Source organism: Allobosea sp. GW821-FHT03A12 (assembly GCF_058986765.1).
In genome coordinates this window covers 305,618-331,272 of the sequence record NZ_JBYSVZ010000006.1, presented here as the reverse complement: position 1 = coordinate 331,272, position 25,655 = coordinate 305,618, and the positions used below count along the sequence as shown (strand labels likewise).

At 66.7% G+C, this 25,655-nt stretch carries 21 protein-coding genes and 1 tRNA gene; 9 read left to right on the top strand and 13 right to left on the bottom strand.

The window, feature by feature from the left end:
* Positions 1 to 10: 10 nt before the first annotated feature.
* On the bottom strand, positions 11 to 655 hold the full coding sequence (locus AC3WLC_RS23890; protein ID WP_493686402.1) for a TetR/AcrR family transcriptional regulator: 645 nt from the start codon (positions 653 to 655) through the stop codon (positions 11 to 13).
* Positions 656 to 775: 120 nt separating this feature from the next.
* Between AC3WLC_RS23890 and AC3WLC_RS23885 the strand changes: the two genes are divergently transcribed.
* The 4 genes from AC3WLC_RS23885 to AC3WLC_RS23870 all read left to right on the top strand — a co-directional run bounded on the left by AC3WLC_RS23885 (position 776) and on the right by AC3WLC_RS23870 (position 4,835).
* Entirely contained in the window at positions 776 to 1,555 is a 780-nt protein-coding gene (locus AC3WLC_RS23885) for a cyclase family protein (RefSeq protein WP_493686400.1), read from the top strand.
* A gap of 85 nt (positions 1,556 to 1,640) precedes the next feature.
* Complete coding sequence (kce, locus tag AC3WLC_RS23880) at positions 1,641 to 2,567, top strand: 3,5-dioxohexanoate:acetyl-CoA acetone transferase (protein ID WP_493686399.1); 927 nt, start codon at positions 1,641 to 1,643, stop codon at positions 2,565 to 2,567.
* Positions 2,567 to 3,595, top strand: coding sequence for an SMP-30/gluconolactonase/LRE family protein (locus tag AC3WLC_RS23875; protein ID WP_493686398.1), 1,029 nt, complete (start codon positions 2,567 to 2,569; stop codon positions 3,593 to 3,595). Before kce ends, AC3WLC_RS23875 begins: the two co-directional genes overlap by 1 nt.
* Positions 3,596 to 3,626: 31 nt before the next feature.
* Positions 3,627 to 4,835, top strand: coding sequence for an ABC transporter substrate-binding protein (locus AC3WLC_RS23870; protein WP_493686397.1), 1,209 nt, complete (start codon positions 3,627 to 3,629; stop codon positions 4,833 to 4,835).
* 168 nt (positions 4,836 to 5,003) lie between these two features.
* Here AC3WLC_RS23870 and AC3WLC_RS23865 read toward each other — a convergent pair whose 3' ends face one another.
* From AC3WLC_RS23865 to AC3WLC_RS23835, 7 genes are all read right to left on the bottom strand, one after another.
* Positions 5,004 to 5,753, bottom strand: a complete 750-nt coding sequence (locus AC3WLC_RS23865) for an ABC transporter ATP-binding protein (protein ID WP_493686396.1) — start codon at positions 5,751 to 5,753, stop codon at positions 5,004 to 5,006.
* Positions 5,729 to 6,607 (bottom strand): ABC transporter permease, encoded by an 879-nt coding sequence (locus AC3WLC_RS23860; protein WP_493686395.1) that lies wholly within the window; start codon positions 6,605 to 6,607, stop codon positions 5,729 to 5,731. The genes AC3WLC_RS23865 and AC3WLC_RS23860 overlap by 25 nt, the downstream gene beginning before the upstream one ends.
* Positions 6,608 to 6,609: 2 nt before the next feature.
* A complete protein-coding gene (locus tag AC3WLC_RS23855; RefSeq protein ID WP_493686394.1) occupies positions 6,610 to 7,623 on the bottom strand; it encodes an ABC transporter substrate-binding protein in 1,014 nt (337 codons plus the stop codon).
* 92 nt (positions 7,624 to 7,715) lie between these two features.
* The gene (locus AC3WLC_RS23850) at positions 7,716 to 9,062 is read right to left on the bottom strand and encodes an LLM class flavin-dependent oxidoreductase (protein WP_493686393.1); all 1,347 of its coding nucleotides are present in this window, start codon (positions 9,060 to 9,062) and stop codon (positions 7,716 to 7,718) included.
* A gap of 327 nt (positions 9,063 to 9,389) precedes the next feature.
* On the bottom strand, positions 9,390 to 11,084 hold the full coding sequence (locus AC3WLC_RS23845; protein WP_493686392.1) for an ATP-binding protein: 1,695 nt from the start codon (positions 11,082 to 11,084) through the stop codon (positions 9,390 to 9,392).
* A gap of 394 nt (positions 11,085 to 11,478) precedes the next feature.
* Positions 11,479 to 11,554: transfer RNA gene (locus AC3WLC_RS23840), tRNA-Ala, on the bottom strand.
* 189 nt (positions 11,555 to 11,743) lie between these two features.
* Positions 11,744 to 12,145: a TIGR02300 family protein gene (locus AC3WLC_RS23835; protein ID WP_137883912.1), complete on the bottom strand. Its 402-nt coding sequence runs from the start codon at positions 12,143 to 12,145 to the stop codon at positions 11,744 to 11,746.
* Positions 12,146 to 12,386: 241 nt separating this feature from the next.
* Between AC3WLC_RS23835 and cmk the strand changes: the two genes are divergently transcribed.
* Entirely contained in the window at positions 12,387 to 13,013 is a 627-nt protein-coding gene (gene cmk, locus AC3WLC_RS23830) for a (d)CMP kinase (RefSeq protein ID WP_493686649.1), read from the top strand.
* A 183-nt stretch (positions 13,014 to 13,196) separates the two neighbouring features.
* Complete coding sequence (locus tag AC3WLC_RS23825; protein WP_493686391.1) at positions 13,197 to 14,015, top strand: DUF1194 domain-containing protein; 819 nt, start codon at positions 13,197 to 13,199, stop codon at positions 14,013 to 14,015.
* 3 nt (positions 14,016 to 14,018) lie between these two features.
* Here AC3WLC_RS23825 and AC3WLC_RS23820 read toward each other — a convergent pair whose 3' ends face one another.
* Complete coding sequence (locus AC3WLC_RS23820) at positions 14,019 to 15,215, bottom strand: multidrug effflux MFS transporter (RefSeq protein ID WP_493686390.1); 1,197 nt, start codon at positions 15,213 to 15,215, stop codon at positions 14,019 to 14,021.
* Positions 15,216 to 15,378: 163 nt separating this feature from the next.
* Entirely contained in the window at positions 15,379 to 16,791 is a 1,413-nt protein-coding gene (locus AC3WLC_RS23815) for a sodium:proton antiporter (RefSeq protein WP_493686648.1), read from the bottom strand.
* Positions 16,792 to 16,970: 179 nt separating this feature from the next.
* Here AC3WLC_RS23815 and AC3WLC_RS23810 point away from each other — a divergent pair, with 179 nt between their 5' ends.
* Both AC3WLC_RS23810 and hrpB read left to right on the top strand, forming a co-directional pair.
* Positions 16,971 to 17,759 (top strand): class II glutamine amidotransferase, encoded by a 789-nt coding sequence (locus tag AC3WLC_RS23810; RefSeq protein WP_493686389.1) that lies wholly within the window; start codon positions 16,971 to 16,973, stop codon positions 17,757 to 17,759.
* Positions 17,760 to 17,802: 43 nt separating this feature from the next.
* Entirely contained in the window at positions 17,803 to 20,316 is a 2,514-nt protein-coding gene (gene hrpB, locus AC3WLC_RS23805) for an ATP-dependent helicase HrpB (protein WP_493686388.1), read from the top strand.
* A gap of 174 nt (positions 20,317 to 20,490) precedes the next feature.
* Here the strand turns inward: hrpB and AC3WLC_RS23800 are convergent, their stop codons facing one another.
* Positions 20,491 to 22,641: a transglycosylase domain-containing protein gene (locus AC3WLC_RS23800; protein WP_493686387.1), complete on the bottom strand. Its 2,151-nt coding sequence runs from the start codon at positions 22,639 to 22,641 to the stop codon at positions 20,491 to 20,493.
* Between the two features lie 310 nt (positions 22,642 to 22,951).
* Between AC3WLC_RS23800 and AC3WLC_RS23795 the strand changes: the two genes are divergently transcribed.
* Positions 22,952 to 23,347, top strand: coding sequence for a DoxX family protein (locus AC3WLC_RS23795; RefSeq protein ID WP_346362097.1), 396 nt, complete (start codon positions 22,952 to 22,954; stop codon positions 23,345 to 23,347).
* A gap of 74 nt (positions 23,348 to 23,421) precedes the next feature.
* Here AC3WLC_RS23795 and trxA read toward each other — a convergent pair whose 3' ends face one another.
* The gene (gene trxA, locus AC3WLC_RS23790; RefSeq protein ID WP_137883921.1) at positions 23,422 to 23,742 is read right to left on the bottom strand and encodes a thioredoxin; all 321 of its coding nucleotides are present in this window, start codon (positions 23,740 to 23,742) and stop codon (positions 23,422 to 23,424) included.
* A 164-nt stretch (positions 23,743 to 23,906) separates the two neighbouring features.
* Complete coding sequence (locus AC3WLC_RS23785) at positions 23,907 to 25,151, bottom strand: Zn-dependent hydrolase (protein WP_493686386.1); 1,245 nt, start codon at positions 25,149 to 25,151, stop codon at positions 23,907 to 23,909.
* Positions 25,152 to 25,655 lie beyond the last annotated feature (504 nt).

Sequence of the window (25,655 nt, the reverse complement as noted above, 5' to 3'; positions counted from 1 at the left end):
ATAAGCCGGCTCAGCGGCCCCGCAGCAGGCCGTCGATGCCGGCGGCGCAGAAGCTGGTCAGGCGCTGCAGCAATTGCTCGGCATTCTCCACGACCGGCACCGCCTCGCGTGGCTGGTCGAGCCGGGCGGCGCGGTCGCCGGCGGCCATGGTCATCACGAGCGCGCCGACCATGAAGAGGTAGGCGTCGACCAGGGCGCCCTCAGGCGCCTGCGGATAGGCCTTGCCCAGCGCCGTGACGAACTGCCGTGCGGTCGGATCGAAATGCTCGGCGACGACGCCGCGCGCCGCCTCGCGCGGGTCGACCGCTTCGCGGGCGGTCATCACGGCGAAGGCCGCGCCCTGCACGCCTTCGCTGAAGCGCTGGCGTACGGACGGGCCGATCAAAGCGGCGACGACCTCGCCGACATCGAGCGCCGGCCGGGCCATGGCCTCGCCGAGCGCCTGCGCCCGCGCCAGCGCCAAGGCGTGGGCCCGGCGGGCGAAGACGGCGCGGTAGAGCGCCTCCTTCGAGCCGAAATGATAGCTGAGCTGCGAGAGCCGCACCCCGGCCGCGGCTGCGAGATCGCGCATCGAGGCACCGTCGGCGCCGCCGCGCTCGGCGAAGAGCCGCTCGGCAGCGTCGAGAATGCGGTCGCGCGTCGGCATCGCGGACATCAGGCCCCTCCAGAATCCAGCGATTCCCCTCTTATCAGAAACACGGCGTCCTGCTATAGGTCGGACGTTCGTCCAAATTCGAACCGCAGAGAACGCAGCCTCCAGGGAGGACATACCGGCATGCTGCCAGGCCGCCTCGTCGATCTGTCGATTCCGCTCGAGAACGACGTTCCTGCCGATCCGCCCTTCCAGAAGGTCAAAATCGACTATCGCACGCATCGGGCGACGGCGACGGACATCGCTGCGGCCTTTCCAGGCCTCAAGCCCGAGCAGCTCCCGGACGGCATGGGCTGGGCGGTCGAGCTCGCGACGATCTCGACCCATAACGGCACCCATGTCGACGCGCCCTGGCATTACCACCCGACGCAGGATGGCGGCGCGCCGGCGCTCCGGATCGACGAATGTCCGCTCGACTGGTTCCTGCAACCGGGCGTGAAGCTGGATTTCCGCCATCTGCCTGATGGCCATGTCGTCACGTCCGCCGAGATCGACGCCGAACTCGCACGCATCGGCCATACCTTGAGCCCGCTGGAGATCGTCATCGCCAATACGCGGGCCGGCGCCCGCTATGGCCAAGCCGATTATGTCGATTCCGGCTGCGGCTTCGGCCGCGAGGCGACGCTGCATCTGGTGCGGCAGGGCATCAAGGTGGTTGGCACCGATGGCTGGAGCTGGGATGCGCCGTTCAGCCACACTGCCCGCCGTTTCGCTGAGACCGGCGACGCCTCGCTGATCTGGGAGGGCCATAAGGCCGGGCGCGAGGCCGGCTACTGCCAGATCGAGAAGCTGCACAATCTCGAAGCGCTGCCGGCGACCGGCTTCACGATCAGCTGCCTGCCGGTGAAGGTCCGCAACGGCTCGGCCGGCTGGACCCGCGCCGTGGCGATCCTGCCGGACTAGAGCATTTTCAAGCGAAGTGGACACCGGTTCGCGTGAAGAAAATGCGGCAAATCAAAAAGTTGCCCGAACGACGAAGGAGAATGCGATGAGCAAGGTCATCATCACCTGCGCCGTCACCGGCGGAATCCATACGCCGACCATGTCGGATCACCTGCCGATCACCCCGGACGAGATCGCCAGCCAGGCGATCGCGGCGGCTGAAGCCGGCGCGGCGATCCTGCATCTGCATGCCCGCGATCCCCGGGATGGTCGTCCGACGCCGGATCCGGCGGTGTTCATGGAATTCCTGCCGCGGATCAAGCAGGCGACTGACGCTGTCGTGAACATCACCACCGGCGGCGGCCTGACCATGACCGTCGAGGAGCGCCTCGCCGCGCCGCTCAAGGCCGCGCCGGAGATGTGCTCGCTCAATATGGGCTCGATGAACTTCGCGCTGCATCCGCTGGCGGAGAAGTACAGCGACTGGAAGCATCCCTGGGAGCACACCTATCTCGCCAACACCAAGGACTTCATCTTCCGCAACACCTTCGGCGACATCGAGCGCATCTACAAGCTGCTCGGCGAGGGCCACGGCACCAAGTTCGAGCATGAATGCTACGATGTCGGCCACCTCTACAATCTCGCCCATTGCCTCGATCGCGGCTGGTTCCGGCCGCCGGTCTTCCTGCAATTGATCTTCGGCATCCTCGGTGGCATCGGCGCCGATCCCGACAACCTGATGTTCATGAAGCGCACTGCCGACAAGCTCTTCGGCAAGGATTATCACTGGTCGGTGCTGGCCGCCGGCCGCCACCAGATGGCGTTCTGCACGCAAGCCGCGATGCTCGGCGGCAATGTCCGCGTCGGGCTGGAGGACAGCCTGTTCATCGGCAAGGGCAAGCTCGCGACCTCCAATGCCGAACAGGTCGCGAAGATCCGCCGCATCATCGAGGAGCTCGGCTACGAGATCGCGACGCCCGAGGAGGCCCGCGCGACGCTCGGCCTCAAGGGCGGCGATCGCGTGAACTTCTGATGTCGTCACGTCCAAACCCGCTCGACGGCTTCGTCATCGATCCCGCGGCCATCACTTACGTCGGCGAGGGCCTGCAACGGCCGGAATGCATCCTCGCCGAGCGCGACGGCTCGCTCTGGAGCGCCGATGCGCGCGGCGGGGTCGTCCATATCCGGCCCGATGGCTCGCAGCAGCTGATCACCCAGACCGCCAGCCGCGGCTTCGCCGAGGCGGCGGACGAAGAGGCGCGTTTCGTCTCCGGCACCCTGCCGAACGGCCTCGCCTTCGCGGGCAATGGCGACGTGCTGATCTCGAATTTCGGCACCGACCGGCTGGAGGTGATGACCCGCTCGGGCGAAACGCGCGTGCTGGTCGACAGCATCGACGGGCAGGCGATCGGCAAGGTCAATTTCGTGCTGCGCGACAGCAAAGACCGGATCTGGCTGACGATCTCGACGCGGACGACAAACTGGATGCGGGCGATGAGCCCGAATGTCCGCGACGGCTATGTCGCGCTCTATGATGGCGGACGGCTGCGCATCGTGGCCGACGGATTCGCCTTCACCAACGAGATCCGGCTCGATGCCAAGGAAGAATGGCTCTATGTCGCCGAGACCTGCGCCTGCCGGGTAACACGGCTGCGCGTCGGGGCCGATGGCAGCCTGACCGATCGCGAGATTTTCGGCCCGAGCAACCATGGCGCCTTCATCGACGGCATCGCCTTCGACACCCATGGCAATCTCTGGGGCACGCATGTGATGCTCGACCGGGTCTTCGCGATCACGCCGGAAGGCGAGCTGCGCATCCTGCTCGACGATGATCGCGGCAGCGAAGCAGGCGAGGCGCTGATGGCGGCCTTCGCCCGCGACGAGGCGACGCCCGAGCTGATGCTCGCCTGCGGCGGCACGATCGCGCCCTGGTTCGCCAGTATCACCTTCGGCGGGGCCGATCTCAGCACCGCCCATATCGGCAGCCTGCGCGGCAGCCGCATCCCTTGCTTCAGATCACCGGTCGCCGGCCTGCCAATGGCGCACTGGCACGACCGCTAGCAACGACGAAAACATCACGGGAGGAATTCACATGAAGGGTCTGGCCTCGGCGCTCGCTCTTACCACCGCATTGCTCGGCGCCCTGCCGGCGGCAGCCGAAATCTCGGACGGCGTCGTCAAGATCGGCGTGCTGACCGACATGTCCGGCGTCTATTCCGACATCACAGGCAAGGGCTCGATCACCGCCGCCCGGATGGCGGTCGAGGACTGCCTGAAGGCCGAATGCCAGGGCATGAAGATCGAGGTCGTCTCGGCCGACCATCAGAACAAGGCCGATGTCGGCTCAGCGATCACCCGCGAATGGATCGACCGGCAGGGCGTCGATGTGCTCGCCGACATGTCGAACGCCTCGCTGCAACTCGCGATCCCGCCGCTGCTCAAGGACAAGAACCGCGTCGGCCTGTTCCCCGGCGGCACGGCGCGGCTCACCGGCGACGCCTGCCAGCCCGATCATGTCGTCCAGTGGATGTGGGACACCTATGTCCAGGTCGCAGGGATCGCCAACCACCTGACCAAGCCCGGCACCAAATGGTATCTGGTCACGGCCGACTACGCGCTCGGCCACCAGCTCGAAGCCGACGCCAAGACCCTCGTCACCGCCAAGGGCGGCACCTATGTCGGCTCGATCCGGCACGCCTTCCCGGCCGTCGATCTCTCCTCGCAGCTGCTGACCGCGCAGGGCTCGGGCGCCGACCTGATCGCGCTCGCCAATGCCGGCGGTGACACCGTCGCCGGGATCAAGACCGCCCGCGATTTCGGTATCGGCCAGGACAAGCAGAAGCTGGTCGCCTTCTTCCTGACGGCGATGGACGTGAAGAGCGTCGGCCTCGCCTCGGCGCAGGGCACGATCCTGACCGAGGGCTTCTACTGGAACATCGACGAGCGCACCCGCGCCTTCTCCGAGCGCTTCAAGGCGGCGCATGGCGCGGTGCCCTCGGCGATCCAGGCCGGCGTCTATTCCTCGGTCCGGCACTATCTCAAGGCCGTCGTCGCGGCGAAGTCGGACGAGGCCAAGACGGTGATCGCCAAGATGCGCGAGCTGCCGATCGAGGACGAGGTCGTGCGCAACGCCAAGCTGCGCGAGGACGGGCGCATGGTCCACGACTTCTACGTCTTCCAGGTCAAGAAGCCGGCGGAGTCGAAGAGCGAATGGGACCTCTACGACCTCGTCGCCACGATTCCGGGCGACCAGGCCTTCCGCCCGCTCGCCCAGAGCGCCTGCCCGGCGATCAAGAAGTAGCCGGGTCGCCGTCTTTCCGGGACTTCGCGCAGCGAAGGGCCGGGAACCCAGAACCGATGCCGGCTATCACGATAGCGCTGCGACCGATGCGCCTTTCCGGCTTTCGTCTCGGTTCTGGATTCCGGGCTCGGGCCTGCGGCCTGCCCCGGAAAGACGCGGTGGTTCGCCTCAGGCGACGCGGCGCAGCTCCTCCTGGGTCACGCCGAGGCTGGTCAGCAGTTCGCTACGCACCTCGGCGAAGCGCCGCTGCCGCGGTCCTGCTTCGGCCGGCAGCTCGACCTTGAGGTCGACGACGAAGCGGCCCTGATCGAGCACCAGCACCCGCTGGGCGAGATGGATCGCTTCGTCGACGTCATGGGTGACGAGCAGCACCGCCGGGCGATGGCGGGCGCAGAGGTCGAGCAGCAGCGCCTGCATGCGCAGGCGAGTGAGGGCATCGAGCGCGCCGAAGGGCTCGTCGAGCAGCAGGAGCTCGGGCTCGCGCACCAGCGAACGGGCCAGCGCCGCGCGCTGCTGCTCACCGCCGGAGAGCTGCATCGGCCAGGCCTTTGCCCGCGCCGTCAGCTCGACCTCGGCAAGCGCATGCAGGGCGCGCTCGCGTGGCGTTTCGCCCTTCAGTCCGAGCGAGACATTGTCGACGACCGTCTTCCAGGGCAGCAGCCGCGCATCCTGGAAGACGACCGAGACCGCGTCGGGCGTGCCGAGCCGGCCGGAGCCGGGGACGCCATGGTCGAGCCCGGCGAGCGCCCGCAGGAAGGTGCTCTTGCCCGAGCCGGAACGGCCGAGCAGAGCGACGAACTCGCCACGGCCGATGTCGAGATCGACATTGTCGATGATGGTGCGCTCGCCATAGCGGCGGGTGAGGCCGCGTACCGCGACCACGGGAGGCTGGGTCAGTCGGCCAGAATCTTGCGCCATGGCAGAGCCTTTCGGGTGATGAAGCGGACGAGCCAGTCCGAGCTCAGGCCGAGCGCGGCATAGACGGCGAGGCAGAGGATGATGACCTCGGTCTGGCCATAGGTGCGGGCGAGGTTGATCATGTAGCCGAGGCCGGAGGTGGCGTTGACCTGCTCGACCACGACGAGGGCGAGCCAGGAATAGGTGACGCCGAAGCGCAGGCCGAGCAGGAAGCCGGGCAGCGCCGCCGGCAGCACGACATGGCGCAGGAACTGGCCGTTGGAGAGGTCGAGCGTCTCGGCCAATTCGATGAAGCGGGCATCGGTCGAGCGCAGGCCGTCATGAGTCTGGATATAGATCGGTGCGAAGGTGATCAGCGCGATGGTCAGCACCTTCATGCCCTCGCCGATGCCGAACCAGAGCATCAGCAGCGGGATCAGCGCCAGCGCCGGAATGGCGCGCTTGATCTGGATCGGCCCGTCGACGAGGTATTCGCCGATACGGCTGAGGCCGGCGATGACGCCGAGCGAGGCGCCGGCGACGATGCCCCAGAACAGCCCCCAGAAGGAGCGCTGGAACGAGGTCCAGAGGTTCTCCTGCAGGCGCCCGTCCTGGATCAGCTCCCAGCCGGTGGTCGCCACCGTCCACGGCGCCGACAGGATACGGTCGTCGATGAAGCCGGTCGCCGAGCCGATGCTCCAGAGGATCAGCAGCAGGGCCGGGCCGAGCGCCGCGCCATAGGGGATCGGACGGCCCGGGCCGAGCTTGCGGCGGCGGCGCGGCGTTTCGACGGTGGTAGCAGGCTGGCTGCGGGCGAGCTTAAGCCAGACGGGATCGACGGCGCCCTGCCCGCCGGTGAGCGAGAGATCGGCCATGCTCATTCTCCCTGATAGGCCGCGCCGGCGACCTGCTCGAAGCGCCGGTCGAACAGCGTCGCAGCCTTGAGCACGGGCTTCTTCAGTTCGGCGGCGAGGAGGTCGATGGTTTCCTGCTGGCGCTCGATCGCCCCGTTCCAGTCGAGCGGCACATCCGGGTCACCGTTGGATTCGACCAGGAAGCGGCCGGAATCGGCCTTCAGGCCCTGGTCCTTGACGTAATAGCCCTTGATCCATTCCTCGGGATGGGTCTCGACCCATTTGGTGGCGCGCCCCCAGGCCTGGACATAGGCGCGGATCGCCGCCGCCTTGCCGGGGTCCTCCAGCGAGGATTTCACGACATAGAGATAGGCGGGATCGTCGCGCAGGCCGTGCGGCAAGGCCTTGGCGCCGTCGCGGGCGTAGTTCTGGACGAAGCGCTGCTTGTTCGCCTCGCCGATCGGCGCGGCATCGACGAGCTTGCTGGCGAGCGCGTTGACATAGGCATCGCCGACGCTCGGCAGTTCGACGAGCTGGACCTCCTCATGCCGGAGGTTCAGCTTCTTCAGCACGCGCAGCACCAGCGCGCCCTGGGCCTGGCCCGGGCTGAAGGCGATCTTGCGGCCCTTGATGTCCTCGAGCTTGGTGATGCCGGAGCCCGGCGCGGTCGCGATCACATAAATCGGGTGGCCGATGGGGTCGCGGCGGAACTTGGCGGCGACGATCCTGACCTCGAGCCCGGTCCATTGCGCATGGATCGGCGGGATGTCGGCAACGGCGCCGATATCGAGCGCCTTCGCTCTGAAGGCCTCGATCGTCTGCGGTCCGCCGGAGATGTTGGCCCATTCGACCTTGAAGGGCAGCTTGGCGAGTTCGCCCGACAGAGTGAGCGCGACCCTGGTTTGCGGATCGCCGATCACCAGGGTCGTCCCCGGAGGGACGCGCTCGGGAATGGGAGCAGTCTCCGGCAAGGGTTGGGCGATAGCCGGGCCGGCCAACAGGGCGGCTGCAAGGGGCAGGAGGTAAGTCAGCTTCATTTGATGTCCTCGATAGGCATGCGTCAGCGCCCGGCGGAAAGGGCCCGCACGACGTCACGCATGGGGAAGGGTGATTGGCGCCGCAGGGCGCCTCAGGCGCTCTTGCGCTGCTCGGCGGCGAAGAGGCTGTCCGGCCGCGGCAGCCCGTAATGGTCGCGCAATGTCGTGCCGGAATAGTCGTGCCGGAACAGGCCGCGCCTGCGCAGGATCGGCACGACCTCGGCGACGAATGTGTCGAAGCCGCCGGTGAGATAAGGCGGCATGATGTTGAAGCCGTCGGCCGCGCCCTCCTCGAACCAGCTCTGGATCTCGTTCGCAACGTGCTCGGGCGTGCCGACGACGACGCGATGGCCGCGTGCGCCGGCAAGGCGCCGGATCAGCTGGCGGATCGTCGGGTTCTCGCGGTCGACGATGTCGACGACGAGCTGGAAGCGGCTCGCCAGCCCCTTCGGCCCGTTGGTGTCGATGATGTGGCGCGGCACGGGTCCGTCGAGGTCGTAGCCGCCGAGGTCGACGCCGATCATCCGCTTGAGCTGGTCGAGCGAGGCGGCCGGCTGGATCAGATCGTCGATCTCCTCTTCCAGCCGCTTCGCCTCGGCCTGCGTCGAGCCGAGGAAGGGGCTGATCCCCGGCAGGATGCGCAGGTGATTCGGCCGCCGGCCGAGCGCCACCGCACGGGTCTTGATGTCGGAATAGAATTCCTGCGCGCTTTGAAGCGTCTGGTGCGCAGTGAAGATCGCCTCGGCATGCTGGGCCGCAAAGGAGCGGCCATCCTCGGAGGAGCCGGCTTGGACATAGACCGGCCGCCCCTGCGGCGAGCGCGAGATGTTAAGGGGACCACGCACCCGGTAGTGCTTGCCGACATGGTCGATGCGGTGGACCTTGCCGGCCTCGGCGAAGACGCCGCTCTGCGGATCGGCGACGAGGGCGTCGTCTTCCCAGCTGTCCCAGAGCTTCGTGATGACATCGAGGAATTCGCGCGCCTTCTCGTAGCGCTCGCCATGCGGCGGATGCTCCGGCAGGCCGAAATTATGGGCCGCCCCGGCATCGCTGGTGGTGACGATGTTCCAGCCCGCCCGGCCACCGCTGATATGGTCGAGCGAGGCGAAGAGGCGGGCGAGGTTGTAGGGCTCGTTATAGGTGGTCGAGGCCGTGCCGATCAGCCCGATTGTCTGCGTGGCCGCGGCGATCGCGGTCAGCCAGGTCACGGGTTCGAAGCGGATCCGCGAGGAATAGCGGACATTCTCCGCCAGGGACGGCCCATCGGCGAGGAAGACCGCATCGAACTTCGCGGCCTCCGCCTTCCGCGCCAGCTCCTGGTAATAGCGGATGTCGAGCACGCGTCCCGGCTCGGAGTCCTTGTAGCGCCAGGCCGCCTCATGGTGGCCGCCGGGATAGATGAACAGGTTGAGCGTGAGCTGGCGGCCGGCATTGGACATCGCGCACCTCGCATGAAGCGAATGATCTGGTGGGATGCAAAGGTCGCGTCCCGGTCATTTACGATGACTGCGGGCGGCGTATATGGTCAAGAGAAGTGTTTTTTAAAAAGAACGGTTCAGTCAGGAGATTATTACACTGAAATTTGAGAGAGAATTGGCTGATGCTTGCCCTCTAAAAGAATTATTAGCCTAGATGGGTATCAGAAAGGAGGTTATTATCTCTCGTTGAGGCGATTCTCAAAAAGAAGATTTCCATTTCGGATCTGAACGGCCTTGGGGGAGGCTGAGCTTGGCGTGCGTCAGGCCGCCCGCGGTAGGCAGCGCAGTCTATGCGGGGGGAGTATCCTCCAGCATGCCATCTTCCACCAGCGGCAAACGAAGCCGGATTGTGGTCCCTCCGCCCTCCTCGCTGGCGATCTCCAGCTCGCCCTGGTTGAAGTCGATGAAGCGTCGAACCTGGCTGAGACCCAGGCCGTTGCCCTGTCCGGCTTCCCGGGTGGAGAAGAACGGTACGAGCGCCCGTTCAAGTACGCCCTGAGACATGCCGGCTCCATCATCCGAGACACGGACTTCAGCCCAGCGCTGTCGCTCATCCTCCTTGCCCCGCTGACATGACAGCCCCAGGACCATCGTGCCGCCTTCTGGCATGGCGTCACGGGCATTCAGGACCAGATTCAGGAGGACGGAGCGAAACTGGAACGGGTCGATTCGGCAAGGCAAGGCTGATGCGGCGAACAATGTGAGAATCTCGACGCGAGGCCCTGCTGCCTGCCTCAGCATCGGCTCAGCTTCGAGAACGATCGCATTGAGGTCGGCGACCTGGAGCTCGAGGTCGCCGGTACGGGCATAGGACAGCAGCTGGCCGACCAGTTCACCACCTGTGGTCAGCGTAGCATCGACATGGTCCAGCAATTGGCGTGCGTCCATCCTGTCCGCCACCTGTGGACGCAGGAGTATCGCAGCGGATCGTAGAATCCTCAGCAGGTTTCCAACATCGTGCGCGACCCCTGCCGCAAAGCGGCCGATCGATTCCAGTCTCTCGGCCTCGATCAAGCGTGCTTGGATGCGTTTCTCCCGGCGCTGGTAGCTCCGCGTCAGAATCTCGATGCTGGCAAGCATTGCGATCAGAAGCGCCGCCCCGATCCCAATTGCGATCATGTGAGAGCGCCAGGACTGCAGGACCTCATCCTTGTCCATGGTGACCAGCAGCACGAGCGGCTCGTTCGCGAGCACTCTGTAGCCGGCGACCCGTTCGACGCCGTCGATCGGGCTTCTCGCCCAGAGAACGTCATCGGAATCCTGCCTGAGCGCCTTGTTGAACGGTTCAACATGCGCGAACGAAGAGCCGATGATCGCGTCGTCATGAGGCGAGCGGGCGAGCAATGTGCCATTGGTGTGCAGAAGCGCGATTGTGCCGCCTCCAACCCAAAGCTGCCGATAGAAGCGCTCGAAGAAGAGCGGTTCCATCGCCGCTACGACAATGCCTCCGAAACTGCCGTCGGGACGCTCGATCCGCCGCGAGAGAGCGACGAACCAACCACCGAGCGAGCGACTTCGCAGGGGCATGTTGATGTGCAATCCAAGATGTGGGTTGTCCCTGTGGGTGATGAAATATGGCCGATCGGCCAAGCTGACGCGCGGGGTCGCCGGGTAATCCGTATCGTGCGAGATGAATCCACCGGGGCCGATGACAAAGAGCGCTCGCACATAAGGCAGAGAGCTCGTCCGCTTGCGGAGCTCTGCGAGAAATCGGGTATCATTGTCGGCCAACTCTGGTCCGCTCGCCAAATCGGCGACGACGCCCTGCAGGCTCAGATCGATCGACTGCACCGTCCGTTCTGTCTGCTCGGACAGGACCCTGACCAGATTTTGGATGTTTTGTTCGGCACCACGATAGGCGGCCCGGTAACTGCGCCAGCCTTCAATCCCTAGAAAACTCAGGATTCCTGCAACCAGAAGAAGAGCCGGCGCGGAACGACGTAGCGCAGTCACTATTGCCTTTGTCGCATCGCCAGAAACCATGATCCTCCCGGTCTAGCAGGCTTCGCGCCAGCTCATAATCCGGTCGATTCCTGATGCTCTCCCAATGAGAGTGCCGACCCTGGGAACGGGGCCATGAAAGGCGCTGGTGACTCGAGGGCCATCCACGCCGCCTGCTTGCAGGTCTCCGTGGTGGGCCGGCGGCAGGTCATATCGCCCATGCTTTAGGTCCGGGCCTGAGGCTGGTGCCATAGGAAGCCAGCGCCCATCACGGCGTCGCGTCGGCAACCATCAGATATTTTCGCGCAGGAGAAGGGGTTCAGGGCGGCGCGCTATCGGGCTTGGCCAGCTGCGCGAACCGGGGCTGTGGATCGCACAGCTCATTAAGCCGCTGTCATAAAACGGCTTTTCAGGACAACAAAGGCTTGGGGAGATTTGGTGGAGCCAGGCGGAATCGAACCGCCGACCTCTTGAATGCCATTCAAGCGCTCTCCCAACTGAGCTATGGCCCCACTCTGCCGGCCTTCTTGGGGAAAGGCCGGGAAATCGTCGCTGACCGGAGGCTCTTTCGAGGCGGTCCGCGCTCGTCGCCGCAGCGACGAAGCGCTCTATAGGCAAGCTTGCGCCAAGACACAAGCACTGATGTCACGTTATCGTCGCGCTTTTTTCAGGAGCGCGATCTGACGCGATTTTGGCGCCGTTCAGGCGTCCTCGTCGCCCTCGATGTCACCATCGATCAGGTCAGAGACGTCGTCGTCGCCTTCCTCGTCCTCTTCCAGGAAGGTGTCGTCGTCGTCGCCGGCGACGCCGTCATCCTCGATCTCGATGTCGTCGTCGCTGGTGACCACCGGCTCCTTCTCGGCAGCTTCGGCATCGGCGTCGTCGAGCGAGACGAGCTCGACCGCGCCATCGGCGGCCTCCGTCTCGTCCTCGTCATCCGCCGGCTTGGGCGCTGGGGCGGCGGCCTTGGCCTGCGGCTCGAACAGCGAGCGCGGATAGGACTGGCCGGTATAGGGCGAGACGATCGGATCCTTGTCGAGATCGTAGAATTTGCGGCCCGTGACCGGGCAAACGCGCTTGGTACCAAGTTCCGGTTTCGCCACGGCGTCGGACCTTCAAGTTCGTACGGGGTTCGTAAAAAGCAGGGGCGTCCGTTAGTCGGGCGAAGCGTCGCTGTCAAATATTGATTTGGCGGCGACGCGAAGCTGCGACACCGGGTGCAAAACCGCTTCGCATCGGCGCGCCCCGTGCTTTAGAACTCAGCCCTCACCAGAGCACTGACGAAAGACGAGAATCGTGCCCGCAACCCAGCCGACAGCCGCCCCGATCCAGCAGGCCGACCGGCTGGTCATCGCCGTCGACGGACCGGCGGCCTCCGGCAAGGGAACCTTGGCGCGCCGGCTCGCCGCCCATTACGGCCTGCCCTATCTCGACACCGGCCTGCTCTACCGCATGGTCGCCCGCACCATGCTTGATGCCGGCGAGCCGCTCGACGATGCGCAGGCCGCTGCCGCGAGCGCGGCGGGCTTCGACGATGCGGCAATCGACGAATCGCGGCTGCGCGGCCGCGAGATCGGTGAGGCCGCCTCGGTGGTGGCGGCGATCCCCGCTGTCCGGCGCGCTTTGATCGACCGGCAGCGCCGCTTCGCTGCGGCAGGGGAGGGGGCGGTGCTCGACGGGCGTGACATCGGCACGGTGATCTGCCCGGATGCGACAGTGAAGCTCTTCGTCACCGCGACGCCCGAAGTTCGTGCCGCGCGTCGGCACAAGGAATTGGCGGGGCGTGGCGAGATCGCCACGCTCGACGGCATCCTGGCCGATATCCGCCGCCGCGACGCCAGGGATTCGGGCCGGGGCGATGCGCCTCTCAAAGCTGCCGAGGATGCGGTTCAGCTCGACACCTCGGCGCTCGGCGTCGAGGAAGCCTTCCAGGCGGCGCTCGCCGTCGTCGAGGATCGCCGGCGCGGATAATCCCTTCAGGGTACTGGTTTGTGCGGGCCGATGCTCATTTTTCCGGCCTGCACTCGCGTTTTCGTGCTTTGCGCGAATCGAAACCAAGCGCAGACTTCGACGACATTCGTTTGAAGCCTGCCTTCGCCCGAAACCCGTCCTCCTTTCGGCGTCACGCTTCGACGACAGATGACGGAGGTTTCGATGCGGCGCTGGCTGTTCGGTCTCTTTTGTCTCGCCGCCGCCGGGTCGTGGCCCGCCTCGGCGCCCGATGCGCAGCAGGCGAATGCGCCGCCCGAGGAGGTTGACGTCGCCCTCGTCCTGGCAGTCGACGTCTCCTATTCGATGGACCTCGACGAGCTCGCTCTGCAGCGCAACGGCTATATCGAGGCCTTTCGCTCGAAGGTGCTGCATGATGCCATCGCCAAGGGCGCGATCGGCAAGATCGCCGTCACCTATTTCGAATGGGCCGGCGGCGACTTCCAGCACATCGTCCGACCCTGGACGGTGATCGAGACCCCGCAATCGGCGATCGCCTTCGCCGAGGAGCTCGGCGAGGCGCCGACCCGGCGCGGTCGGCGCACCTCGATCTCCGGCGCGATCGACCTTGCCGTCGCGCTGCTCGAGAAGAGCAATGTCACGCCGATTCGCCGGGTCATCGACATCTCCGGCGACGGCGCCAACAATGACGGACGCCCGGTGACAGCAGCCCGCGACGCCGCGCGCGACAAGGGCATCTCGATCAACGGGCTTCCGGTGATGCTGAAGCAGGCGAGCTATTTCGACATCGACAATCTCGACGTCTACTATGAGGACTGCGTCGTCACCGGCACCGGTGCCTTCGTGATTCCGATCCGCGAGCGCCACCAGTTCGTCGATGCGACCAGGACGAAGCTGGTGCGCGAGATCGCCGAGATGCCGGCCTCTGGCCCCGAGGCGCTGATCCAGAAGGCGCAGGCCAAGCCCGCGCGCATCTCCTGCATGCAGGGCGAGCGGCAATGGCGCGACCGGATGGGGAACTGAGGCTCAGGGCTTGCCGGCGCGGATTGCGGCGCTGGCATGGAAGAGGATCAGCGTCGCTACGCCGATCACCGACATCACGATCGGCAAAGGCAGCGCGGTGCCCTTGAGCAGATGGCCGACCAGCAGGCCGACGCAGGCGGCGAGCAGCATCTGGCACAGGCCCGTCAGCGAGGAGGCCGCGCCGGCCCGGTCTGGGAACGGCATCATCGCCGAGGCCTGCGCTTGCGGCATGACGAGGCCGATGCCGCAGGCATAGAGCGCCATCGGCGCGACCACCCCGAACAGCCCGCCGAAACCGGTGGCGACGCCGGCCAGCATGGCAAGCCCGCCGGCGGCGAGGCAGACGACGCCGAGCCCGATCACGCCGTCGAGGCCGCGGCGGCCGACCAGGCGCTGCGCGATGATCGTGCCGAGGATGAAGCCGAGCACGGCGCAGCCGAAGGACAGGCCATAGGCCGGTGCCGACAGGCCGTAGACCCCCATCAGCACGAAGGACGAGCCGGAGATGAAGGCGAAGAGGCCGGCATAGGCCAGCGAGGTCAGGGCGACATAGATCCGGTAGGCCGGGTTGCGCAGCAGCAGCCGGTAGCCGCGGAAGATCGCCGGCAGCGAGAGCCCGTCCGGCGAGCGCTGGCGCAATGTCTCCGGCATGATCGTCACGATGATCGCGAGCATGGTGAGCGCGAAGACGAGCGAAGCCAGGAAGGTCGAGCGCCAGCCGAAGGCGTTCTGCAGCAGGCCGCCGAGCACGGGCGCGATCGCCGGAACGAGGCCCATGATCATGCCCATGCGGGCGAGCTCGCGGCCGGCGCGCGGCCCCTCATAGAGATCGCGCACCATGGCGCGGCCGAGCACGATCGGTCCGGAGGCGCCGACCGCCTGGGCGAAGCGGGCGCCGATCAGCGCTTCGATCGAGGGCGCAAAGGCACAGGCGAGCGTGGTGGCGATGAACAGGCCAAGGCCGATCATCAGCACCGGCCGGCGGCCGAGCCGGTCCGAGAGCGGCCCCCAGATGATCTGGCCGGCGGCATAGCCGAACAGGAAGGCCGAGAGGGTCGCCTGCGCGCCGGCGAAATCCGTGCCCATCACCCGCGCGATCTCGGGCAGGGATGGCAGGTAGAAATCGGTCGAGAGCGGGCCGAGCGCCGTCAGCATGGCGAGGACGGCGGTCATCGCCAGCGTGTCGGGGCGCAGGGGCATGGGAACAGGTACTCGAAATGGATGCCGCGATTTAGACCATGTCGGTTCGCGACGAAACCGCGCCGTCATTGCGAGGAGCGAGAGCGACGAAGCAATCCAGGGGGACGTAGAGCGCTGCCGCTCCTGGATTGCTTCGCTGTGCTCGCAATGACGGGCAAGCCCCTCAGCGGAAGAAGATCAGCGTCTGCAGCAGGAAGAGCGGGATCAGGATCGCGCCCGACCAGAGCATGTAGCCGAAGAAGCTCGGCATCGCGACCTTCCGGTCCTTGGCGATGGCATAGACCATGAAGTTCGGCGCGTTGCCGATATAGGAGTTGGCGCCCATGAACACGGCGCCGGCCGAGATCGCAGTCAGCGTCAGCGCCCCGGTCGTCATCAGCACCTTGGGGTCGCCGCCGGCGAGCTCGAAGAAGACGAGATAGGTCGGGGCGTTGTCGAGGAAGGAGGAGAGCGCGCCGGTCAGCCAGAAATAGGCGGTGTTGTTGGCGCTGCCGTCGGCATTGCTGACGAGGGCGACCAGCGGCGCGAAGGCGCCGTTGCGGCCGGCCTGGAGCATCGCCAGCACCGGGATGATGCAGGCGAAGATGCCGGCGAAGAGCTTGGCGACCTCCTTGATCGGCCCCCAGCTGAACTCGTTGCCGGCGCGCACCGGCTTCGGCGTCAGGACGAGCGAGAGGCCGGCAAGCCCGAGCAGGACGAGGTCGCGCACGACGTTCTGCAGTTCGACATGGACGCCATGGATGTCGAAGACGACGCCCGGCTTCCAGTTCGCCGACATCAGGATGGCGAGGATGACGCCGCCGAGCAGGAGGATGTTGATCTTGCCGAACAGCTTGATCGCCCGGTCCGGCGTGGGATCGCGCAGCGGCGGGTAGTTCTCCTCCTTGCGGAAGAACCAGCTGTCGAGCGCGTAGAACAAAGCGAGCAGGACAGCGACGGCGAACAGCGTCTCCGGCAGGAGGTGCGTCGTCGTCCAGAAGAAGGAGACGCCGCGCAGGAAGCCGAGGAAGAGCGGCGGGTCGCCGAGCGGCGTCAGCGATCCGCCGATGTTCGAGACCAAGAAGATGAAGAAGACGACGACATGGACGTTATGGCGCCGGTCGTCGTTCGCGCGCAGAACCGGGCGGATCATGATGATCGAGGCGCCGGTGGTGCCGACGAAGCTCGCCATCAGCGTGCCGATCGCGAGCAGCACCGTATTGGTCGCCGGCGTGCCGTGCAGATTGCCGGTGATCAGGATGCCGCCGGCGATGGTGAACAGCGCGAACAGCAGGATGATGAAGGGGATGTATTCGAGCAGCGATGTGTGCAGCAGCGCGCCAAGCGCCGGGTCGAAGCCGCGGAACAGGACGAGCGGCACCACCACCAGCACGGCCCAGAAGGCGGCGAATTTGCCGTAGTTCAGTTCCCAAAAATGCGGGAACAGCACCGGGCCGAGCGCAATCGAGAGCAGCATGCCGGCGAAGGGCAGCGCCCAGGCGACGCCCATGCTGGCGCCGCTAATATCGCCGGCGGCGAAGGCGGCTTCAGGGAAAAGGGCGAACAGGAGCGCCGCGCCGGCAAGCTTCGTCAGCATGAAAGTCGGCCCTTCCCCCGCCCGCTTGCCGCGGGACGTCGTCATCACCCCATCGCTGCGACGGTTATAGCAAGGCTATGGGAGCGACAACCGGGCGATCGCCACCATTATGCCGGCATTCATTCTCATGGAATAATCTTCTCCTGCGGCGTCCCGCCCGCAGCTGATTCGGGACCACCATGTGCCGTTTCCTCGCCTATGCCGGCGCCCCGGTCTTCCTCGAGGACTTCATCGCCTCGCCCTGCCATTCGTTGATCCACCAGTCGCTGCACGCCGAGGAGGCCAAGACCGGCACCAATGGCGACGGCTTCGGCGTCGGCTGGTATGGCGAGCGGGCCGAGCCCGGCCAGTATCGCGAGATCAGGCCGGCATGGTCGGACGAAAACCTGCTCTCGATCGCGCGCCTGGTGCGCTCGCATCTGTTCTTCGCGCATGTGCGTGCCGCGACCGGCACGGCCTCGACGCGGGCGAACTGCCACCCCTTCGTCCATGGCCGGCATCTGTTCATGCATAACGGCCAGATCGGCGGCTACGCCGTGATCAAGCGCCGGCTCGAAAGCCTGATCCCCGACGCGCTCTACGACGCCCGCGTCGGCACCACCGATTCCGAGGCGCTGTTCCTGCTGGCGCTGGCGCGCATCGCCGAGGGCGCAACGCCCGGCGATGCCCTGGCTGGCGCGCTCGGCGATGCCCTTGCGCTGATGCAGGAGGCCGGCGTCAAGGAGCCGTTGCGTTGCGCGGCCGCGCTCGCCGATGGCGAGACGATTCATGCCGTGCGCTGGTCCTCCGATCCGAGGCCTCCGACGCTCTATCTCTGCGATCGCGGCGATGCGGTGGTGATCGCCTCCGAGCCGGTCGATGCCGCCCGCGACTGCTGGCAGGCCCTGCCCTGCAACACGCTGGTCTCGGTGAAGGCGGGCGCCGTCAGCATGACGCCGTTCGAGGTCGGATTGCGGCAGGCAGCCTGAGGCGGCTTGCGCGACCGCGCCGCCTGCGCCACATCGCAGGCGCATGCGCGCCTTCGACACAGCCCTCCCGATCGACGCGGTTCTCGACGTCCTCGCCACCTCCCTGCGCGAGAAGCCGAACGCCGTGCTCGTCGCTCCGCCCGGCGCCGGCAAGACCACGCGCGTGCCGCTCGCTCTGCTCGACGAGCCCTGGGCCCAAAATAACGGCAAGGGCGGGGGCAAGCTGATCGTGCTCGAGCCACGCCGGCTCGCGGCGCGCGGCGCAGCCAATCGCATGGCGCAGACATTGGGCGAGCGGGTCGGCGAGACGGTCGGCCTGCGTGTCCGGCTCGGCTCGAAGATCGGGCCGAAGACGCGGATCGAGGTCGTCACCGAAGGCGTCTTCGCAAGGATGATCCTCGACGATCCCGCGCTCGACGGCGTCGCCGCCGTGCTGTTCGACGAATTCCACGAGCGTTCGCTCGATGCCGATTTCGGGCTGGCGCTGGCGCTCGATGCCCAGGCCGGCCTGCGCGAGGATCTTCGGATTCTGGTGATGTCGGCGACGCTGGACGGCGCGCGTGTCGCCAAGCTGCTCGGCGATGCCGAGGTGATCGAGAGCGAGGGCCGGGCCTATCCGGTCGAGACCCGCTATCTCGGCCGCGACCCGCTGAAGCGGATCGAGGATCAGGTCACCGAGGCCGTGCTGCAGGCGCTGAACGAGCAGGCCGGCTCGCTGCTCGTCTTCCTGCCCGGCCAGGGTGAGATCCGCCGGGTCGAGGAGCGCCTGCGCGAGAAGATCCGCGATGCATCCATCGAGATCGCGCCGCTCTATGGCGCGCTCGACCAGGCCGAGCAGGACCGCGCCGTGCTGCCGGCGCCGAAAGGCAAGCGCAAGGTCGTGCTCGCGACCTCGATCGCCGAGACCTCGCTGACGATCGAGGGCGTGCGGGTGGTGATCGATTCCGGCCTCGCCCGCGTGCCGCTCTACGAGCCGGATATCGGTGTCACCCGCCTCGTCACCCAGCGCGCCAGCCGCGCCGCTTCAGACCAGCGCCGCGGTCGCGCGGGGCGTACCGAGCCCGGTATCTGCTATCGGCTCTGGGAGGAGGCGGCGAACGGCGCGCTCGAAGCCTTCGCCCGCCCCGAAATCCTCTCGGCCGACCTCGCCCCGCTGCTGCTCGATTGCGCCGCCTGGGGCGTCTCCGATCCGACCACGCTCGCCTTCTTCGATCCGCCGCCAGCGCCCGCGCTGAAGGAGGCGCGGGCACTGCTGGGTGACCTCGATGCGCTGGATCCGGACGGCCGCATCACCGACGACGGCAAGGCGCTGCAGGGCCTGCCGCTGCCGCCGCGTCTTGCCCATATGGTCGTCGGCGCGGCGCATCATCGTCAGGCCGAGCCGGCGGCGCTTCTCGCCGCTCTCCTGGTCGAGCGCGGGCTCGGCGGCGATGCGATCGACCTGTCCGAACGGCTGGAGCGTTTCGGGCGTGAGCGCGGTGGCCGCGCCGGCGACATGATCCGCCTCGCCGAGGGCTGGGCGAGGCAGGCGGCGAGCAAGGTGAAGGCCGGCATGGAGCAGCCGCTTTCGCCCGGCTTCCTGCTAGGCCTTGCCTTCCCCGACCGTGTCGCCAAGGCGCGCCAGCCCGGCTTGGGGCAGTACCTGCTCGCCAATGGCCGCGGTGCGATGCTCGAACCCGGCCAGAGGCTGGCGCGAGAGCCCTATCTCGTCGTCGGCGAGATGACCGGAAGCGCCCAGCAGGCCCGCATCCTCAGCGCTGTCGCGATCAGCGAGACCGAGATCGCCGCGCTCGCCGTCTCCGGGCTGATCCGGATCGGACTGTCGGAGCGCAACGAAACCGTGTTCGACCGCCAGGCGAAGGCGCTGAGGGCTCGCGCTGCGCGCAAATACGGTTCGCTGGTACTGGCCGAGCGGCCCTTGCCGGCCGAAGCCTCGCCGGAGAATGCCGAGGTGCTGGCGAAGGGCGTTGCGGCGCTCGGCATCGAGACGCTGCCTTGGAGCAAGGGGCAGGCGCAATTGCGCGAGCGCGTCGCCTTCCTGCGCACGGCCGAAGGCGAGGATGCCGGCTGGCCCGATCTCTCGGACAGCGGTCTCGCCGACGGCGTCGCGGATTGGCTAGCTCCCCACATTGTCGGTCGCAATTCATTGGCAGCGATCACGCCCGGCGATCTCGACGCGGCGCTGTCGACCCTGCTGCCCTGGGAGTTGAAAAGGCGGCTCGATGCGGAGGCGCCGACGCATTTTACGGCGCCGACCGGCTCGCAACTCGTGGTCGACTACGGCGCCGAGGCCGGGCCGACCATCTCGGTCCGCGTGCAGGAGCTGTATGGGCTGGCGCAGCACCCTTCGCTCGCCGGCGGGCGCGTGCCGCTGGTGCTGGAGCTGCTCTCCCCCGGACATCGGCCGATCCAGATCACCCGTGACCTGCCGGGCTTCTGGCGCGGTTCCTGGGTTGCGGTGAAGAGCGAAATGAAGGGGCGCTATCCCCGCCATCCCTGGCCGGACGATCCCGCCGCGGCGACGCCGACGACCCGCGCCAAGCCGCGCGGGACGTGAAAGAATTCTCCCTTCCCCCTTGTGGGGAAGGGTTGGGGATGGGGGTGGTGCCGCTTGGTGATCGGCGGCAGGAAAAGGGATTGGCAGCAGAGACAGCGCGATCACACTCTGCCGATCACTTTGGCTTTGCGCCCCCCACCCCTGCCCCCCACAAGGGGGAGGGGTTAGATCGTGCTACCCGCCGAACAGGCGCTCGAAGAAGTTCTTCTCCTGCGGCGCCGGCGGCGTCCAGGCGCGATCGCCGGAGGCGGCCGGCTGCGTCCGCGGCGAAGGCGCGACGCCGGCGACCGGCTCGCCGCCATCGAAGATCGACTTGGGCGCCGACTGCCAGAGCCCGCCCGGCAGCTGTATCGGCTGCTGGCCGGCATGGGCCGTCTTCATGTACTTGCCCCAGATCTCGGCCGGCAGGCCGGCCCCGGTGACGCGCTTCATCGTCGAGTTGTCGTCATTGCCGACCCAGACGGCCGTGACGAGGCGCCCGGTGAAGCCGACGAACCAGGCGTCGCGATAATCCTGCGTCGTCCCCGACTTGCCGCCGACCTCCCAGCCGGGAATGTTGACCTTGCTGCCGGTACCGCTCGTCATCACCGCGTGGAACATCGAATTCATCATCGAGAGCGTCTGCGGCTGGATCACCGGGCCGAAATTATTGGCCTTGCGGGCATAGACGACTTTGCCGCTGGTCGATTTGACCTCGCGGATGACATAGGGGAGCACCGACTGGCCGCCATTGGCGAAGGTCGCATAGGCCGCGGTCATCTCGAGCGGCGTCACCTCCGAGGTTCCGAGCGACAGCGACGGATTGGCCTGCAGGGACGAGTTGACGCCGAGGCGCTGGGCCGTGCGCACGACCTCGCGCGGCGTCACCTCCTGGATCAGGCGGGCCACCACGGTGTTGAGCGAATGGGCGAAGGCGGTCTGCAGCGTCACTGGGCCGCGGAAGGTGCGCGAATAGTTCTCCGGCTCCCAGCCCTTGATCGAGACCGGGGAATCGTCGCGGATCGTGTCCGGCGTCATGCCCTTCTCGAGCGCGGTGAGATAGACGAAGGGCTTGAAGGACGAGCCCGGCTGGCGATGCGCGGCGGTGGCGCGGTTGAACTGGCTCTTGGTGTAGTCGCGCCCGCCGATCAGGGCACGGATCGCCCCGTCCGGCGCCAGCGAGACCACCGCGCCTTGCGAGGCGTTGAGCTTGGCGCCCTGCGCCGAGAGCGCCTCGACCAGGATCGTCTCCGCCGAGCCTTGCAGCTTGGTGTCGATCGTGGTCAGCACGGTGACGTCGCCCTCGATCGCGCCGACGAAGTCGTCGAGCACGTCCATGACATAGTCGGCGGCGTAGTTGACCGAGCCGGCGCCGACGCGCTCGGGCACCTCGGCCGGCGCGCCGAGCGCGGTCTTGGCCGAGGCCTGCGAGATCAGGCCCTGCTCGGCCATCGCCGAGATCACCAGCTGGGCGCGCTTCTCGGCGGCGTCGGGATTGCGGTTCGGCGCGAGGCGCGAAGGTGCCTGGACCAGGCCGGCGAGCATCGCCGCCTCGGCAATCGAGACCGAGCGCGCCGACTTGTTGAAGTAGCGCTGCGCCGCCGCCTCGACGCCATAGGCGCCCGAGCCGAAATAGACGCGGTTGAGATAGAGCTCGAGGATCTGGTCCTTGGTGTAGGTCCGCTCCAGCCAGAGCGAAAGGATCGCTTCCTGGATCTTGCGCGCTGCCGTGCGCTCCTGCGTGAGGAACAGGTTCTTGGCGAGCTGCTGGGTCAGGGTCGAGCCGCCCTGGACACCGCCGCGCTTGGTCAGGTTGTTGACGATGGCGCGGCCGAGGCCGATCGGGTCGATGCCGAAATGGTCGTAGAAGCGCCGGTCTTCGATCGCGACGAAGGCTTTCGGCAGATAGGGCGGTACCTCGCCGAGGGTGATGGTGCGTCCGCCGGTCTCGCCGCGATTGGCGAGCAGCGTGCCGTCGGCCGCGAGAATCGCGATGTTCGGCGGGCGCTTGGGCACGGTGAGCTGGTCGATCGGCGGCAATTGCGCGGCGTGATAGGCGACGACGCCGCCGACGGCGAGCACCGCCCACAGCCCCATGACGACGCCCCAATAGAAGATGCGGCCAAGGAAGGAGCCGCGCTTGCGGCGCGGCTTGCGACCACCCTTGCTGCGCTCGTTCTGCTGGCGGCGCGGTTGCTGGCGCGGTGCCACCCGGTTTGCTCCTCCGCGATAAGGGCGGTCCTCGGCCGAGAGGCGCAGATCGCCGTCGTCGCGCTCGTAATCGTCGCGCGCACGTTCGAAGGACGGCTCGCGCCGCTCACCGCCTCGTTTCGACCGGTCGTTCATCCCGCCCCGTTCAGGCCCCGCTACCGCACTGCGATCCGCAGCCCGGCGATTTCCAGACAGGATTCAAACATGGCGCTTTTAAGGGGTGGTTAAGCCCGATTCCTGCGAATTGTCCGCAATGGTGAACGAAGCCATCGCTGTTGCGGATTTGCCGCTCGCTGATTTTGCTGCACTGCAAACGAAAACGTGACTTGATCGGCCGTGCTTGCGCGAGGACAAGCGCGGAGCGATGAAAGAGACTTCTTCGCCAGCAAACCCAATCACTTAGCAAATTATTCCATTTCGAAACCGGACGGAAGGCAACCCGCCCATGCAGGCTCTCAACTCCCTGAACCGCTTTGCGCCCTATGCGCTCGGGCTGCTGCGCATCGCGGCTGCGCTGATCTTCATCATCCATGGCACGCAGAAGCTGTTCGGCTTCCCGGCTCCCCCGGCCAGTGGTCTGCCGGCGATGTTCACGCTGTTCTGGTTCGGCGCGGTCCTCGAAGCCTTCGGCGGCCTGCTCATCCTGATCGGCCTCTGGACCCGTCCCGTCGCCTTCATCCTCGCGGGCGAGATGGCCTATGCCTATTGGATGTTCCACGCGCCGCGGAGCCTCTATCCGCTGCTGAACGGCGGTGATGCGGCGATCCTCTACTGCTTCGTTTTCTTCTATCTGGTCTTCGCCGGCCCGGGCGCCTGGGCCCTCGACAACCGTTCGAAGTGACGGGACCGACAGCCTGAAACGAAGAAGGCCCGCCCTCGTCGAGGGCGGGCCTTCTTGATTCTAGGGCCGATTGATCAGACGGCGGCCGAGATCCAGCGTGACAGATCGCTCTTGGGAGCGGCGCCGACCTTCTGCGAGGCCAGCTTGCCGTCCTTGAACAGCATCAGCGTCGGGATCGAGCGGATGCCGAACTGGGCCGGAATCTGCTGGTTCTCGTCGACGTTCATCTTGACGATCTTGACCTTGCCGTCGAGCTCGCCGGCGATCTCCTCGAGGGCCGGGCCGATCATCCGGCAGGGGCCGCACCACTCGGCCCAGAAATCCACCACCACCGGCTCGCTCGACTTCAGCACGTCGGCCTCGAAGCTCGCATCGGTCACTTTGGTCGTCGCCATGGCTTACCGCCTTTCGATTCTGAGTGCGGCAACAACGCCGCTATTCGTCGCTGAAGCTATGAACGGGCGGCCGCAGGGTCAAGGCTGGCTCACCTTCCGGTGAAGCGGGTCAGCCGTGCTTCCACCGGGAGATGGGCGGTCGCACCTATGGAGTGCTCACGGTTTCAGCGGTCCGCCCGCGCCACCACCGTGTGCAGCAGCACGTTGAGGCCGGGCTCGAGATCATCCGGCGTGCAGAATTCCCCGTTGTTGTGGGTGATGCCGCCCTTGCAGGGCGCGAAGATCATCGTCGTCGGCGCGTGGCGGGCGACGAAATAGGCGTCGTGACCAGCCTGGCTCAGGATGTCGCGGGTGCGGTAGCCGAGCGCCTGCGAGGTGGTGCGAACCTGCTCGATCAGCTCCTCGGCAAAAACCTTGCCGCCCCAGTTCCAGATATCGAGGATCTCGGCCGTGCAGTCGGCCCGCGCCGCCGCCTCATGGACGGCACGGCGCACGCGCTCGGCCATCACGGCTGTGGCTTGCGGGTCGGCATGGCGGACGTCACAGGTCGCCTGCGCCCAATCGGAGAGGATGCCTGGCTTGTTCGGCCAGGCCACCAGCCGTGAGGCGGTCGCCTTGCCGCCGCTGCCGGCATGCTCCCAGCCGAGATCGTCGACCGCGACCAGCAGGCGCGCCCCGGCGATCAGCGCATTCTTGCGCCGCTCCATCGGCCAGGGGCCGGTATGGGCGGTCTCGCCGCGGAATTCGACCAGCATGCCGGTGCTGGCGAAGCCGCCGGTGACGACACCGACCTGCATGCCCTCGCGATCGAGGATCGGCCCCTGCTCGATATGGAATTCGACATAGGCGTCGAAGGGGTGGGGCGCCGGTTCCATCTCCCCGCGATAGCCGATGCGGTCGAGCTCCTCGCCGATCGTCCGGCCATCGTCGTCGCGCCGGCTGAGCGCCCAGTCGAGCGTATAGGCGCCGGTGAAGCAGCCAGAGCCGACCATCGGCGGCGAGAAGCGCCCGCCCTCCTCATTGGTCCAGTTGACCACTTCGATCGGCCGTTTCGTGCGATGGCCGAGCTGGTCGAGCATGCGGCAGACCTCCAGCCCGCCGAGCACGCCGGCAATGCCGTCGAAGCGCCCGCCATTCACTTGCGTGTCGAGATGGCTGCCCATCACCACCGGCGGCAGGCTGTCGTCCAGCCCGGCCCGGCGCGCGAAGATATTGCCGATGCCATCGATGCGCACGGCGAGGCCCGCCTGCCGGCACCAGTCGATGAAGACGCCGCGGACCTCCCGGTCGGCATTGCCCAGCGCCAGCCGCGACAGGCCGCCCGGCCGACCGACCCCGATCTCAGCCGAGCGCTCGATCGTCGTCCAGAAGCGCCCGATATCGATGCGTGCAGTCGCTGGCAGGCCCATGAATGTCCCCCGATCTCGGACGCTGACCGCGCCGCTTCAAGTGCCAACAATCGAGGCGGCAGCCCGCTCCTGGCAAATCGATATTGGTGATGGATTTCTCCGGTCTGCGCAGGACCCCCCTTGTGGGGAGGGGTAGGGGTGGGGGTCGCAAAGCCGGAGCAATCGGCCGAGCTCGATGGCTCTGCCGCTGCTGCCAGATCCTGTTTCTGCTGCCGGTCACCAAGCGGCACCACCCCGATCCCCATACCCTTCCCCACAAGGGAGAAGGGAGGAGTCCAAGCGGTCAGCCTGTGGAGAGGTCCGCCTTGGTAGGGAGAACCGGCGCACACGCTCCGGTATGTCAGCGGCGCAGAAGGCGCTTGACAGCTGCGCATGAGAGATGGAATGATTGTTCCATTGAATATTGAAAACGGTTTTTTTGTTTCGTTTTGAATGAAGCGCAGAGTCGGCGGTCGCGCCTGGCGTGCCCTCCCTCCTTCGCCATCCCAGGCAGTCCGCGGCGCT